This window comes from Thiogranum sp. (genome assembly GCF_058323355.1).
The window spans coordinates 1-11908 of the sequence record NZ_JBTTIO010000021.1 but is presented as its reverse complement, the minus strand read 5'-3'; the positions used below and the strand labels follow the sequence as shown (position 1 = coordinate 11908).

Annotated in this window: 16 protein-coding genes and 1 tRNA gene; 10 read left to right on the top strand and 7 right to left on the bottom strand. The window is 56.6% G+C overall.

Annotation, left to right across the window (positions count from 1 at the left end; translation table 11 throughout):
- The first annotated feature begins 131 nt into the window (after positions 1 to 131).
- From ACW81B_RS04020 to ACW81B_RS04005, 4 genes are read left to right on the top strand one after another with little or no spacing between them, the layout of a single operon-like run.
- Positions 132 to 338: an AbrB/MazE/SpoVT family DNA-binding domain-containing protein gene (locus ACW81B_RS04020; protein WP_491578928.1), complete on the top strand. Its 207-nt coding sequence runs from the start codon at positions 132 to 134 to the stop codon at positions 336 to 338.
- The gene (locus ACW81B_RS04015) at positions 335 to 718 is read left to right on the top strand and encodes a type II toxin-antitoxin system VapC family toxin (RefSeq protein WP_491578927.1); all 384 of its coding nucleotides are present in this window, start codon (positions 335 to 337) and stop codon (positions 716 to 718) included. The genes ACW81B_RS04020 and ACW81B_RS04015 overlap by 4 nt, the downstream gene beginning before the upstream one ends.
- Before the next feature lie 59 nt (positions 719 to 777).
- The gene (locus ACW81B_RS04010; protein WP_491578926.1) at positions 778 to 1191 is read left to right on the top strand and encodes a hypothetical protein; all 414 of its coding nucleotides are present in this window, start codon (positions 778 to 780) and stop codon (positions 1189 to 1191) included.
- An 11-nt stretch (positions 1192 to 1202) separates the two neighbouring features.
- Entirely contained in the window at positions 1203 to 1583 is a 381-nt protein-coding gene (locus tag ACW81B_RS04005) for a hypothetical protein (RefSeq protein ID WP_491578925.1), read from the top strand.
- On the opposite strand, the gene ACW81B_RS04000 is transcribed toward ACW81B_RS04005, so the two are convergent.
- The 5 genes from ACW81B_RS04000 to ACW81B_RS03980 form a co-directional block, all read right to left on the bottom strand.
- On the bottom strand, positions 1567 to 2361 hold the full coding sequence (locus ACW81B_RS04000) for an ABC transporter permease (protein ID WP_491578924.1): 795 nt from the start codon (positions 2359 to 2361) through the stop codon (positions 1567 to 1569). The genes ACW81B_RS04005 and ACW81B_RS04000 overlap by 17 nt on opposite strands.
- Positions 2358 to 2954 carry an ABC transporter ATP-binding protein gene (locus ACW81B_RS03995; RefSeq protein WP_491578923.1) on the bottom strand — a complete coding sequence of 199 codons (597 nt, stop codon included), beginning with the start codon at positions 2952 to 2954 and terminating at the stop codon, positions 2358 to 2360. Before ACW81B_RS03995 ends, ACW81B_RS04000 begins: the two co-directional genes overlap by 4 nt.
- Positions 2955 to 3093: 139 nt before the next feature.
- A complete protein-coding gene (locus tag ACW81B_RS03990) occupies positions 3094 to 4392 on the bottom strand; it encodes an ammonium transporter (protein WP_491578922.1) in 1299 nt (432 codons plus the stop codon).
- Between the two features lie 20 nt (positions 4393 to 4412).
- Positions 4413 to 4751: a P-II family nitrogen regulator gene (gene glnK, locus ACW81B_RS03985; protein ID WP_491578921.1), complete on the bottom strand. Its 339-nt coding sequence runs from the start codon at positions 4749 to 4751 to the stop codon at positions 4413 to 4415.
- A gap of 72 nt (positions 4752 to 4823) precedes the next feature.
- Positions 4824 to 5525 (bottom strand): TorF family putative porin, encoded by a 702-nt coding sequence (locus ACW81B_RS03980; protein WP_491578920.1) that lies wholly within the window; start codon positions 5523 to 5525, stop codon positions 4824 to 4826.
- 289 nt (positions 5526 to 5814) lie between these two features.
- Here ACW81B_RS03980 and ubiK point away from each other — a divergent pair, with 289 nt between their 5' ends.
- From ubiK to ACW81B_RS03965, 3 genes are all read left to right on the top strand, one after another.
- Positions 5815 to 6093, top strand: a complete 279-nt coding sequence (gene ubiK, locus ACW81B_RS03975; RefSeq protein ID WP_491578919.1) for a ubiquinone biosynthesis accessory factor UbiK — start codon at positions 5815 to 5817, stop codon at positions 6091 to 6093.
- Positions 6094 to 6160: 67 nt separating this feature from the next.
- Entirely contained in the window at positions 6161 to 7720 is a 1560-nt protein-coding gene (locus tag ACW81B_RS03970; protein WP_491578918.1) for a YifB family Mg chelatase-like AAA ATPase, read from the top strand.
- Between the two features lie 24 nt (positions 7721 to 7744).
- Complete coding sequence (locus ACW81B_RS03965) at positions 7745 to 9781, top strand: UvrD-helicase domain-containing protein (protein WP_491578917.1); 2037 nt, start codon at positions 7745 to 7747, stop codon at positions 9779 to 9781.
- A 5-nt stretch (positions 9782 to 9786) separates the two neighbouring features.
- Here ACW81B_RS03965 and ACW81B_RS03960 read toward each other — a convergent pair whose 3' ends face one another.
- On the bottom strand, positions 9787 to 10263 hold the full coding sequence (locus tag ACW81B_RS03960) for a c-type cytochrome (RefSeq protein WP_491578916.1): 477 nt from the start codon (positions 10261 to 10263) through the stop codon (positions 9787 to 9789).
- A 216-nt stretch (positions 10264 to 10479) separates the two neighbouring features.
- On the opposite strand from ACW81B_RS03960, the gene ACW81B_RS03955 reads away from it, so the two are divergent.
- The 3 genes from ACW81B_RS03955 (at position 10480) to ACW81B_RS03945 (ending at position 11171) form a co-directional block, all read left to right on the top strand.
- Positions 10480 to 10788 (top strand): hypothetical protein, encoded by a 309-nt coding sequence (locus ACW81B_RS03955; protein WP_491578915.1) that lies wholly within the window; start codon positions 10480 to 10482, stop codon positions 10786 to 10788.
- A gap of 8 nt (positions 10789 to 10796) precedes the next feature.
- Positions 10797 to 11027, top strand: a complete 231-nt coding sequence (locus tag ACW81B_RS03950; RefSeq protein WP_491578914.1) for a hypothetical protein — start codon at positions 10797 to 10799, stop codon at positions 11025 to 11027.
- Positions 11028 to 11094: 67 nt separating this feature from the next.
- Positions 11095 to 11171: transfer RNA gene (locus tag ACW81B_RS03945), tRNA-Arg, on the top strand.
- A 14-nt stretch (positions 11172 to 11185) separates the two neighbouring features.
- Here ACW81B_RS03945 and ACW81B_RS03940 read toward each other — a convergent pair.
- Positions 11186 to 11908: MBL fold metallo-hydrolase (locus tag ACW81B_RS03940; protein ID WP_491578913.1), on the bottom strand; the 723-nt coding region annotated here is incomplete at its 5' end.

Genomic DNA, 11908 nt, shown 5'->3' with positions numbered 1-11908 from the left:
GGACTTAATGGCTAAGAAAGCATTCCAGCGGACGCAAAAAACGCGCCGCTGAATTTTGGCGTTAGGTGGCTTGACAACCCCTATCGTTAGATATACCGTATAACGGTATATCTATCGATAGGGGTTGCACCATGACATCTGTAACAGTTTCACCAAAATATCAGGTTGTTATCCCAAAATCTGTCCGCGAGTCAATGGGAATTGTTTCGGGCCAAAAAATACAAATCCTGACTTATCAAAACCGCATAGAGCTGATACCTATTCAGCCCATGAAAAAAATGAGAGGTTTCCTGAAGGGTATAAATACCAGCGTAAAGAGAGATAAGGACAGGGTATGAACGTCGTAGATTCATCGGCATGGTTATCATATTTTGCAGGCGACAAAAATTCTGGCGCATTTGCAAAGCCTATAGAAGCCATTGATGAATTACTGATCCCAAGTATTACGCTCACAGAAGTCTTTAAATGCATTATGCGGCAGAGGGGAGAAGACGTGGCGCTGGAGGCGGTGGCTCATATGGAACAGGGAAAAGTTATTTTCCTTGATGATGTCCTGGCTATCGATGCAGCTGTTTATGGCTTAAAGCATAAATTACCGCTGGCAGACAGTATTATTTATGCAACGGCGAAGAAGTTCAGTGCTGTGATTTGGACGCAGGACGCTGATTTCAAGGCATTGCCGGATGTTAAATACTTCCAGAAGGTGAAAGCTACATAACCGATCAGTCGAACCGACGCTAAATATCAGCGCGGTTCAATTCACAGGTGGAACCAGCGATGAACATACTCACCAAATCGACTCTAACGGCATTCAGCTTTCTGGTATTGACTATATTCAATGCAGCCCATGCCGGTGATGTTAAAATCGTTGCCGCGGATCTTCGCAGCGTCAGCAAGAACCTATGGTCTGTGAATGTGACACTCAAACACAACGACACAGGCTGGGACCACTACGCAGACAACTGGCGAGTAGTCGATGACAAGGGCAATGTGCTGGGTGACCGGGTGCTGTATCATCCCCATGTGACGGAACAGCCCTTTACCCGCGGCCTGAGCAGTGTGAAAATTCCGCAAGGTGTCACCACAGTTTATATCGAAGCGCATGACAAGGTGCATGGCTGGACACCGGATCGTTTGAAAGTGGATCTGGGAAAAGCCACTGGAGGGCGTATACGGGTAGAAGCAAAATAGTCAGGTTCGTTATGGAATTTTTCAAGGAAGTACCTAATCCTGGTCTTGACACCAGGCACCTGAAAGAAATACTGCGCATAAAGAACCTGACGCGCCTGTGTGCTTCCATCAACACCGTGATTTCCGAACAGGGCGACGACGGAACGATCTATTGCCTCTGGGGTGAGTTTGATGTCAGGCGCCTTGAACTCCGCTACGGCGTTCGGTTTTCACTGCTCAACTGTCCACATGCACTGGCATGGACGATTACGCTGGACGAACCGCAGCAACACCTCATCCTCCACTGTACAACGGACAAGAAACATCACGAAGAAGATTTCGTCGAATCCATCCACGAGTTTATGACTGACTTGTCAAACGGGCTTGCCAGGTCGCTCAGCGCGCCTTGCTGAGACGATCCAGCCGTAACCGTAACCGCTCGTCAAACAGACGCCGCACACCAAAGTGCAGCGCCGCCAGTGTGCCGAACCCCGCACCGCCTGAAATCAGGAACATGATCAGAATCTGGTATTTCACCGCCTCAACGGGTGGTGTACCGGCGAGTATCTGCCCGGTCATCATACCCGGCAGGCTGACAATCCCGGCAGCGGCCATGGCGTTGATGATAGGAATCAGCCCGGTGCGAAACACCTGCCGGCGAATGTTGGCAATGGCTTCCTGGTGACTGTAACCCAGCATCAGGCGCGCCTCGATCACATCACGCTGTTCACTGGCTGAACTGGTCAGGCGATCCAGCGCAAGCGCAATACCGTTCATGGTGTTGCCAAGCAACATACCCAGTAACGGAATCGAGTACTGCGGCTCATACCAGGGCTGGTTGCCGATGACGATGATGAGTGCAAACAACGCCACAGAGAAAGACGAGATAAACATCGACAGCGCACCGATGCCGTAACCCCACCAGCCGGTAAACCGGCAATGCTGGCGCGCCATGACTTCGCGCCCTGCCACAGCCAGCATGAATACAGACAGCAGTGCAACCCAGAGCAGGTGACTGTTGGCGAACAGCACCTTAAGCACCAGGCCGATCAGTGTGAGTTGAATGGCGGTACGCACAGCGGCAATAGCCAGCTGCCCGGCAATCTCCGGGTAGATGCGCAGGGAACTCAGTGCCAGCGCAACGACAAGCAGTGCAGCCAGTGACAGATCGAACAGACTGAGAGTAATCATGCGGCAGTCGCCAGTTTCAGGCTGCTGTTTTCAAGTATCAACCGGTGCCGGGCGATGCGCTGTATCTGGTCAGCGGCATGAGTCACCCACAGGCATCCGGCTTTTGCTTCTTCTATATATTCGCAGATCAGGGATTCCACCCGTTCGATGCTTTGTGCATCGAGGTTGGCGGTAGGTTCGTCGAGCAGCAGGACGCGCGGCCGGTTCTCCAGTAAGCGCAGCACGGCGAGGCGCTGGCGCTCGCCACTGGACAACCGCTCGACTTTCCAGCCGGTCACTTCGTCAGTAAAGCCCAGGCGCTCAAAAGGCACCCGGGAAGGCTCACGGAAATGCTCGGCCACGGTTACCGCCCACCAGCGGCTCTCGGCCGGCAAAAAACCTGCTTTCCTGCGCCAGGCCTGCGGGTCGATCGCTTCTCTTGCAACGCCATCGAGTGTGACCTTGCCGGTATTCCGGTCGAGGTCTGCGATGGCGCGTAACAGGCGTGTCTTGCCGGAACCGCTGGCGCCGGACAGGCACACTGGCTCCGCATCTTTCAACACAAGGGAAATATCCTGCAATACGGCGCAGGAGAGATGTTCGACAATGAGCAAGGAACTGCCTCGAATCCGTTGGGTAACTGATTGTACCCGTGAAACCGGGCGCTATAAACGGTAAAAAAAAACGGGCGCCGAAGCGCCCGTTTCGTAACGACAGTCTCGTCAGGCAGTCGCTATAGCTGCCCCGAAGACGCTAGATACCGGAGCCGCGGCTGCCGGTAAATTCGGGGTAGGCTTCCATACCGCACTCGGTAAGGTCGACACCCTCGAACTCTTCTTCTTCGCTGACACGGATTCCCATGATCATCTTGATAATGTACCAGGTGATGAAGCTGACGCCGAACACCCAGACAAAGATGGTAATGAGACCCATGAACTGGCCACCGAATGTCGCATCGCTATTGGTCAGCGGTACGGCCATCAGGCCCCACATACCGACCACACCGTGTACGGAGATGGCGCCGACCGGATCATCGATCTTCAGCTTGTCGAGGAACACAATCGAGAACACCACCAGCGCACCACCGACCGCACCGATCAGCGTGGCTTCCAGCGCTGCAGGCGTGGAAGGCTCCGCGGTGATTGCAACCAGACCGGCCAGTGCACCGTTAAGCGCCATGGTCAGATCCGCCTTGCCGAACAGCATGCGTGCCACAATCAGTGCCACGATAACGCCACCGGCAGCCGCCGCATTGGTGTTCAGGAATACCATGGCCACCGAGTTTGCACTGGCAACGTCACCCAGCTTGAGCACTGAACCGCCATTGAAGCCGAACCAGCCCATCCACAGGATGAAGGTACCCAGTGTCGCCAGCGGCAGGTTGGCGCCCGGGATCGGGTGCACTTCACCATTGGGACCGTACTTGCCCTTGCGTGCGCCGAGCAGCAGCACACCGGCAAGCGCAGCAGCCGCACCGGCCAGATGCACAATGCCTGAACCGGCAAAGTCGGAGAAGCCATAGTCATCACCCAGGTTGAACATGCCAAACACGTCCTTGCCGCCCCAGGTCCAGGCGCCTTCCATCGGGTAGATGTAGGCCGTCATGACCACAGCGAACAGGGCGAAGGCCCACAGTTTCATACGCTCGGCAACCGCACCGGACACAATCGACATGGCGGTAGCCACGAACACGACCTGGAAAAAGAAGTCGGATGCATCGGAGTACACGGAATCACCACCAAAACCGGCTTCCTTCGAGGCTGCCAGTGCAGCAGCAACCATGGCGTCCGTATCGGCAGCACCTTCTGTTGCAATGCCCTTAAGGAAAATGCCACCGTCGTACATGATGTCGTAACCGATAACCAGGTAAGCGGTACAGGCAATGGCGAACAGCATCACGTTCTTGGTGAGAATTTCCGTGGTGTTCTTGGCACGCACCAGACCGGCTTCCAGCATCGCGAAGCCTGCGGCCATCCACATTACCAGCGCACCCATTACCAGGAAGTAAAAGGTGTCGATGGCGTATTGCAGTTGAAAAATTTGATCTTCCATCTTTTTATCCTCCCGTTGGGCTACAGTGCTTCAGGACCGGACTCGCCGGTACGAATGCGGACTGCCTGCTCTAACGGATATACAAAGATTTTTCCGTCACCGATTTTGCCCGTGTTGGCCGCTTTGGAAATCGCTTCGATTACCTGATCAGTCAAATCGTCGTTGATTGCAACTTCGAGTTTGACCTTGGGCAGGAAATCCACCACAGATTCCGCGCCGCGGTACAACTCTGTGTGTCCTTTCTGGCGTCCAAATCCCTTTACTTCAGTGACCGTGATGCCCTGTACGCCAATCTCGGACAATGCTTCACGCACATCGTCGAGTTTGAAGGGCTTGATGATTGCAGATACCAGCTTCATCAGAAGGTCTCCCAGGTTAGTGCCCGCCCCTGAGGGCGGACTGAGTTAAATCATCCAAAAGGTGGGCTTGTCTCAGAAATCCTTGGTCCAACCGACGGTGAACAGTGCAGCGCCATTGGTCACGCCGTTGTCACTATCGCCATCAGTCTGGTCGTAGGCAAGGCTGAAGGTACCCAGTTCGCCGACGTCCTTGCTGGCTGTCAGATTCCAGTGGGTATAGGACAGTTCATCAGCCGGAGCCAGCTGGGACGAACCATCATCGTCAAAATCGTAATAGCCAATCAGGGCGCTGAAGCTGATGCCATCGATTTCCATGGGCAGATCTGCACCCAGCGCGAAGTAGAAATCACCTTCGCCATAGGAGGAATCAACATTGCTGTCACGCTTTTCCCAGGGTGTGTAGGAAATCTGTGCCGACAACGTGCCCATGCTCAGGCCGAGAGTCAGTTCAAGGTAATCAAGATCATTCGAGTCGTTCGGGTAGGCGAAATACAGCGCATTGACGTCGTAACCGATGGAACCCATCTCACCCGCAAAACCGGTATACAGGTCAAGCTCTGTACCACCAGCGGCAATATCAGACATCCAGGTACCGGCATAGAAACCGGCACCGGAATCGTAATCAAGTCCACCGGAAACCGCAGCACCATCACTCAATTCAACACCACGGAAAATATATTTGCTGTGCGCGCCAATGTTCGCACTCAGTTCAGCCTGGGCAACACCGGCAGAAGCGAGCAGTGCAGCGGCAACGAGGTTTTTTGCAAATTTCATGTGAGGACTCCTATATCCATCAAATGTTCTTTAAATGATCTATGTAACAATCTTTCGCTCGCCAGTATGGGGAAGACGGCTTTGAGCGTAAGCCAAGCATTTGCAGTTCCTGTGCCAGACTGAAATAAATATATATTACAAACAGTTGGCGTCTATCCTGCATCCAGGATCAGATATTTTCGCACCAAAGCAGCGCCCTGTTTCTGTGCGCCCTGCAATAGCGCACCAAAATAGCGCGCCCGGAAGGTAAATCTGGACGTGGCATACACCCCTGGTTTAAGGTTCGCTCATGCTGGATCCCAAACTACTCGATGACCTGACGCGACGCCTCTCCGGCGTGTTTCCACCCGCGGCCAAAGCGATGCAGGCGGACATGGAAAAAAATCTGCGCGCCGCCGTGCAATCAGCACTGGCGAAACTCGACCTGGTGACGCGTGAAGAATTTGATGTACAGACCAAAGTGCTGGCACGTTCGCGGGCCAAAATCGAACAACTGGAACAGCAGGTCGCTGAACTGGAAGCACAACTGCTGAAGAATAAAACCGATAACACAGGCGCCCCGGACTGAGGCGCACCCTATAAATTAATGATGAATGGCACGGATGCTGTTCGGATGTTCAACCAGGGATGGGGTCATGTCACTTGCCATTGTTTTCAGTCGCGCCCAGCTCGGTGTTGACGCACCATTAGTTACCGTAGAAGTCCACCTGTCCAACGGGCTGCCGGCGTTGTCGATTGTCGGCCTGCCGGAAGCCGCCGTGCGCGAGAGTCGGGAGCGGGTACGCAGCGCACTGTTGCACAGTGGCTTTGAATTTCCCGCGCGTCGCATCACCGTCAACCTTGCCCCGGCTGACCTGCCCAAGCAGGGAGGGCGATATGACCTGGCGATTGCTATTGGCATTCTGGCGTCATCCGCACAGATCCCCGATGACACTCTGGCTGAATACGAATTTGTGGCGGAGCTCGCGCTGGGTGGTGGACTGCGGCCGGTGCGTGGTGTGCTGCCCGGTGCGCTGGCTGGCCGCAAGGCACGGCGCCGGCTGATCTGCGCGCGTGACAACGCCCGGGAAGCGGCGCTGGCCGACCCTGCCCACAGTCTGGTGGCAGATCATCTTGTGGAAATTTGTCAGCACCTGCGCAAACTGGAACCGCTGCAACACCCGGATGACCCGCTTATCCCGCAAGACCTCCCGCCTGAACTGCCCGACCTGATCGATGTGCGCGGTCAGGCCCGGGCACGCCGTGCGCTTGAGATCACCGCGGCTGGCGGGCACAACCTGCTATTAATCGGGCCACCCGGTACCGGCAAAACCCTGCTGGCCAGCCGCCTGCCCGGCCTGCTTCCGCCGTTGAGTGAAAGCGAAGCGCTGGAGTCCGCCGCCGTGCAATCGGTTTGCGGCAAGCCGGTCGATGCCCGGTGCTGGCGCATACGACCCTTTCGCGCTCCCCACCACAATGCTTCGGCGGCAGCGCTGGTGGGCGGCGGGTCCATTCCCCGGCCTGGCGAGATTTCACTGGCGCACAACGGCGTGCTGTTCCTGGATGAGCTGCCAGAGTTTCAGCGCCATGCCCTGGATATGTTGCGCGAACCCATGGAAACCGGCAGTGTGACAGTTTCACGCGCCGCCACCCAGGCGGAGTTTCCGGCACGCTTTCAGTTTATCGCCGCCATGAATCCCTGTCCGTGCGGTTACCTCGGCGACGAGGAACACGACTGCCACTGCTCCTTACAGCAGGTGCAGCGGTATCGCGCCCGGGTATCCGGGCCACTGCTGGATCGCATTGACCTGCATGTGGAAATGCCACGCCTGCCGTGGCGGCAGCTGGAACAGGATATTGGAGAAAACAGCGCCACGGTACGACAGCGCGTCATCCATGCGCGAGGAAAACAGCTCTCACGCGGCCGCCTCAATGCCCGTCTGACACTGGCCGAGCTCGACGAGGTGTGCCAACTGGGTAAAGCTGAAAAGGCTCTGCTCGACAAGGTGGCGACCCGTTTCCGGCTGTCACCCCGTTCGATCCATCGTATCCAGCGGGTGGCGCGCTCTATCGCTGACCTTGACGACAGTATTTCCGTCTCGACCCGTCACCTGCAGGAAGCCTGCGGCTATCGTTGTAACGACGGTACGAACCAGCTGGCGCCTGTTACCGGGGCACGGCGGGACAGACACGAATGCCCCGACATTTCAAGCTGACGCTTTTCCGGGAGACTCGCTACAATGCCGGCATGTGTTGCCCCCCTGCCTGTGTTGTCCTGCGTGCCTGACCTCAATCCCCAGCAAAAAGCCGCCATACGCGAAATCGAAGCACCGCTGCTGGTGCTGGCCGGCGCGGGCAGCGGCAAGACACGCGTCATTACCCACAAGATCGCCCACCTGATCGGTCACTGTGGCGTATCGGCAAAACATATTATTGCCGTGACCTTCACCAACAAGGCCGCGCGCGAAATGCGCGAACGCGTCAACCAGTTACTGACGAAAGACGCCGGCAAGGGTCTGATTGTTTCCACCTTCCATACCCTCGGTATGCGCATCCTGCGCCGCGAGGCCGCGCGTCTCGACTACAAGCCGAACTTTTCTATTTTCGACAGCCAGGACAGCCTGCACCTGATCGATGAACTGATGCGCAAGAACACCGGCGCCTTCGATAACGATGCGCTGCGCAACCGCATCTCCGACTGGAAAAACGACCTGCTGCTGCCGGCGCAGGCGCTGAAGCAGGCGGGTGATGAATTCGAACAGGCGGCCGCCCTGCTCTATGCCGACTACCAGCGCAGTCTGAAGGCCTACAATGCCTTCGACTTCGACGACCTGATCATGCAGCCGGTGCTGGCCCTGCAGGAACACGAGACAGCACGCGAACACTGGCAGGGGCGTGTACGCCACCTGTTGATGGACGAATACCAGGACACCAACACTGCGCAATACCGGCTGGTGCAATTGCTGGTGGGCAAGACCACACCGTTTACCGCAGTGGGCGATGACGACCAGTCCATCTATGCCTGGCGCGGCGCCAACCCGGAAAACCTGCGCCGCCTGCAGGAGGATTTTCCGCGCCTCAAGGTGGTCAAGCTGGAACAGAACTACCGTTCCGCCGGCTGCATCCTGAAATGCGCCAACACACTCATTGCCAGGAACCCGCACGTATTTGAAAAACAACTATGGAGCACGCTCGGTTACGGCACGCCACTGAAGATCCTCGCCTGTCGCGATGCGGATCACGAAGCGGAACGCGTGGTATCGGAAATCCTGCACCACCAGTTCACGCACGGCGCACGCCACAGCGACTACGCCATTCTGTACCGCGGCAATCACCAGTCACGTAATTTTGAAAAGGTGCTGCGCGAACACAGCATCAGTTATCACCTCAGCGGTGGCACGTCGTTTTTTGAATACCGCGAAGTGAAAGACCTGATTGCCGACCTGCGCCTGCTGGTCAACGATGCCGATGACCGGGCTTTCCTGCGCGTGGTCAACACGCCGCGTCGCGAGCTGGGCGCCACCACGCTGGAAAAACTCAGCGGCTTTGCCGCGCAACGCGGCATGAGCCTGCTGGAGGCCTGCTTCGAGGATGAACTCGCCGGGGTGTTGAACAAACGCGCCCTGACACGGCTGCAGGAATTCGCACGCTGGATCGTCGAACTCGGCGATGAAGCGGAACGCGGTGAAGCCATGCCGGTGATCCATCGCCTGCTGCGCGATACCGACTACAACAACTGGCTGTTCGACAACGCCAGGGACCCCAATGAGGGCGAGCGCCGGCTGCAGAACATCAATGAGCTGATCAGCTGGCTGGAACGCATGGGTGACAAGAGTGAAACCGACATGACGCTGGCCGACCGGGTGAACCGTATCGCGCTGCTCGACCGGCTGGATCGCGACGACCAGGGCAATGACAACTGCGTGCGCCTGATGACACTGCACGCCGCCAAGGGGCTGGAGTTCCCGCACGTGTTCATGGTCGGCATGGAAGAGAACCTGCTACCGCACCGAAGCGCCATCGAAGCGGACGACTTCGACGAGGAACGCCGGCTGGCCTATGTCGGCATTACCCGCGCGCAGAAAACCCTGACGCTGACCTATGCGACCAAACGCCGTCGTGCCGGCGAATGGGAAAGCCGCGAACCCAGCCGTTTCCTGTACGAACTGCCGGAAGACGATGTGCAGTGGGACAAGCCCGGCAGCCGCAGGAGTCCGGAAGAGCAGAAGGAACGAGGACAGGCACACCTGGCGCAGTTACGCGGCATGTTGTCCTGAGTTATCTAGAGACCGGTTTCCTTCAGCATATACTCGATGGCGCCTTTCAGCTCATCATCCGAGCAGGCTCCGCAGGTACCCTTCGGCGGCATGGCGTTCAGGCCACTGATGGCTGACGTGAGCAGGCCATCCACACCCCTGGATGCACGCGCACTCCAGGCGGCCTTGTCACCCACTTTAGGTGCACCCGCCACGCCGGTACCATGGCAGGCCATGCAGGAACCACTGTATACATCCTTGCCTGAACGCGGCCCGGCAGCTGCCGCCGGCGCCGCTGCCGTGGCGGATACGGCGCCAACATTGACCTGACCAACCGGTTTGATGTTCTCCAGAATCTTGGCCTGCATACGTTCATTGGGGCCAGACTCACCTTTACTACTCGTCACCGTGTCGGCAACAAAGTAGAAACCAATGGCAATAATTACCAGTACCGAGAATACAACGATGAAACTCTTCGCCAGCCCCTTGTCTTGTCCACTCACATGATTCTCCTGAAATTCAGTTGGTTAAGGTCATTTTTGTGCAGGGGGCGAAGCGAAAATTGCCCCCCACAAGCCAGAAATCCGGGCGGCAAGTATAGCGGCAACAGCCTGTTCTGGGAACAATAACCCCTCCTGCCAGTAAAGTATTCGCCGCTGTCGCCGTTAACCGAAGCGAGGGAACGCTAACGGCGGGCGGACGGCCCCGAGGTTATCGCCATGAATATCGACGCACAGTTCCCGCAGCCCATCACACCTGCGATCAGCCAGCGCCCACCCGACAAACCGGTTGAGCAGACCATTACGCGTCCGGTCGATAATCCCAGGCCTTCCGATGGCATTACCGACAAGCCGCAGCGTGAGGCGACAAAAGCCCGCGATGAAAATCAGAAGGCGCGCAGCGAAACAGCGCCGGAAGCTGCCCGCTCCACAACAGAAACAGAATCACCGACATCACAGGCAAACCGTATTCAGAGTGCCGCAACTGCACCCGCGCCGGTTGGTGACCTGCTTGACGTTATTGCCTGAGGAGGCAGATGATGAAAATTGAAGGCGCCCTTTCACAGGCTGTCACGGGAATTCAGCGCGGCCTGTCCAGCGCACGTGACAATGCGGCAAAAATTGCCAACGCCGACAGTGGCAACCCCGCCGACCTGATCGAACCCATGGTCGGTCTTAAACTCGATTCACTGCAGGTGCAGGCCTCGGTCGAAGTGCTGAAAGCTGTCGATGAAATGATCGGCACCCTGTTCGACAAAAAAGCCTGACACTCCCTCGCATTACCTGTAGCGCCAGCCGCCCGGTTGGCGGTATCATTCGCCCTCGCATTATCCTGCGCCCGTAGCTCAGCTGGATAGAGTACCGCCCTCCGAAGGCGGGGGTCAGAGGTTCGAATCCTCTCGGGCGCGCCATTTCCAGCCGTTTGTTACTGAAACTCCGCTTCCTCGATCTCCAGGTATGCCAGACTGACGTGTTTGCCAATCTGTTCCTCAAAGCCTGACCAGTTCGCATAGTCACTGAGCGCTTCAGCGACTTTTGTTTTCATTTCATAATCGCCCAGACCTTCGTCATAATATTTTTTTACCGTGCGGTAGAGTATTTCCAGGTAGCGCCGGAAGTTTTTCGGCACACTGGCATCGCCCGTCAGACCGTGGCCCGGCACATAGCGCTTGCTAGCGGTTTCCATAATGCGCGTACACGCTGCAATATTGCCCTGGATAATGCCATCATCGATACGCGGCACGCGTTTATTCAGCGCGTTATCACCCAGAAACACAATGGAGCGTTCCGGGATTTCGATCATGACATCCGATGTCGTGTGTGCCTTTCCATAATGGTGCATCCTGAATGTGATGCCACCGTATGTAAATTCATCCCCGTTGCTGACGGCCTTGTTCGGCCCGACAACAATCGTACCTGCTGTTTTGCCTTTGGTCAGTCGATCCATCAGCTCAACCCAGCTTTGCCCCGCACCGGACTCAATCAATGCAATCATGTTCGGGTGGCCGTAAATCGGTACGTCCGGATAGGCGGCACGGATGGCCTGGTTACCCAGCCAGTGATCGCCGTGAATGTGTGAATTGAAAACGGCGATGACCGGTTTCTTCGAGACGTTTGCCATCACACGCAACAGCATTTCACCGGTCTG

Coding starts and splice junctions, on each gene's coding strand:
- ACW81B_RS04020 (WP_491578928.1), top strand. CDS start 132: ATGACATCTGTAACAGTTTCACCAAAATATCAGGTTGTTATCCCAAAA.
- ACW81B_RS04015 (WP_491578927.1), top strand. CDS start 335: ATGAACGTCGTAGATTCATCGGCATGGTTATCATATTTTGCAGGCGAC.
- ACW81B_RS04010 (WP_491578926.1), top strand. CDS start 778: ATGAACATACTCACCAAATCGACTCTAACGGCATTCAGCTTTCTGGTA.
- ACW81B_RS04005 (WP_491578925.1), top strand. CDS start 1,203: ATGGAATTTTTCAAGGAAGTACCTAATCCTGGTCTTGACACCAGGCAC.
- ACW81B_RS04000 (WP_491578924.1), bottom strand. CDS start 2,361: ATGATTACTCTCAGTCTGTTCGATCTGTCACTGGCTGCACTGCTTGTC.
- ACW81B_RS03990 (WP_491578922.1), bottom strand. CDS start 4,392: ATGGAAGATCAAATTTTTCAACTGCAATACGCCATCGACACCTTTTAC.
- glnK (WP_491578921.1), bottom strand. CDS start 4,751: ATGAAGCTGGTATCTGCAATCATCAAGCCCTTCAAACTCGACGATGTG.
- ACW81B_RS03980 (WP_491578920.1), bottom strand. CDS start 5,525: ATGAAATTTGCAAAAAACCTCGTTGCCGCTGCACTGCTCGCTTCTGCC.
- ubiK (WP_491578919.1), top strand. CDS start 5,815: ATGCTGGATCCCAAACTACTCGATGACCTGACGCGACGCCTCTCCGGC.
- ACW81B_RS03970 (WP_491578918.1), top strand. CDS start 6,161: ATGTCACTTGCCATTGTTTTCAGTCGCGCCCAGCTCGGTGTTGACGCA.
- ACW81B_RS03965 (WP_491578917.1), top strand. CDS start 7,745: ATGCCGGCATGTGTTGCCCCCCTGCCTGTGTTGTCCTGCGTGCCTGAC.
- ACW81B_RS03955 (WP_491578915.1), top strand. CDS start 10,480: ATGAATATCGACGCACAGTTCCCGCAGCCCATCACACCTGCGATCAGC.
- ACW81B_RS03950 (WP_491578914.1), top strand. CDS start 10,797: ATGATGAAAATTGAAGGCGCCCTTTCACAGGCTGTCACGGGAATTCAG.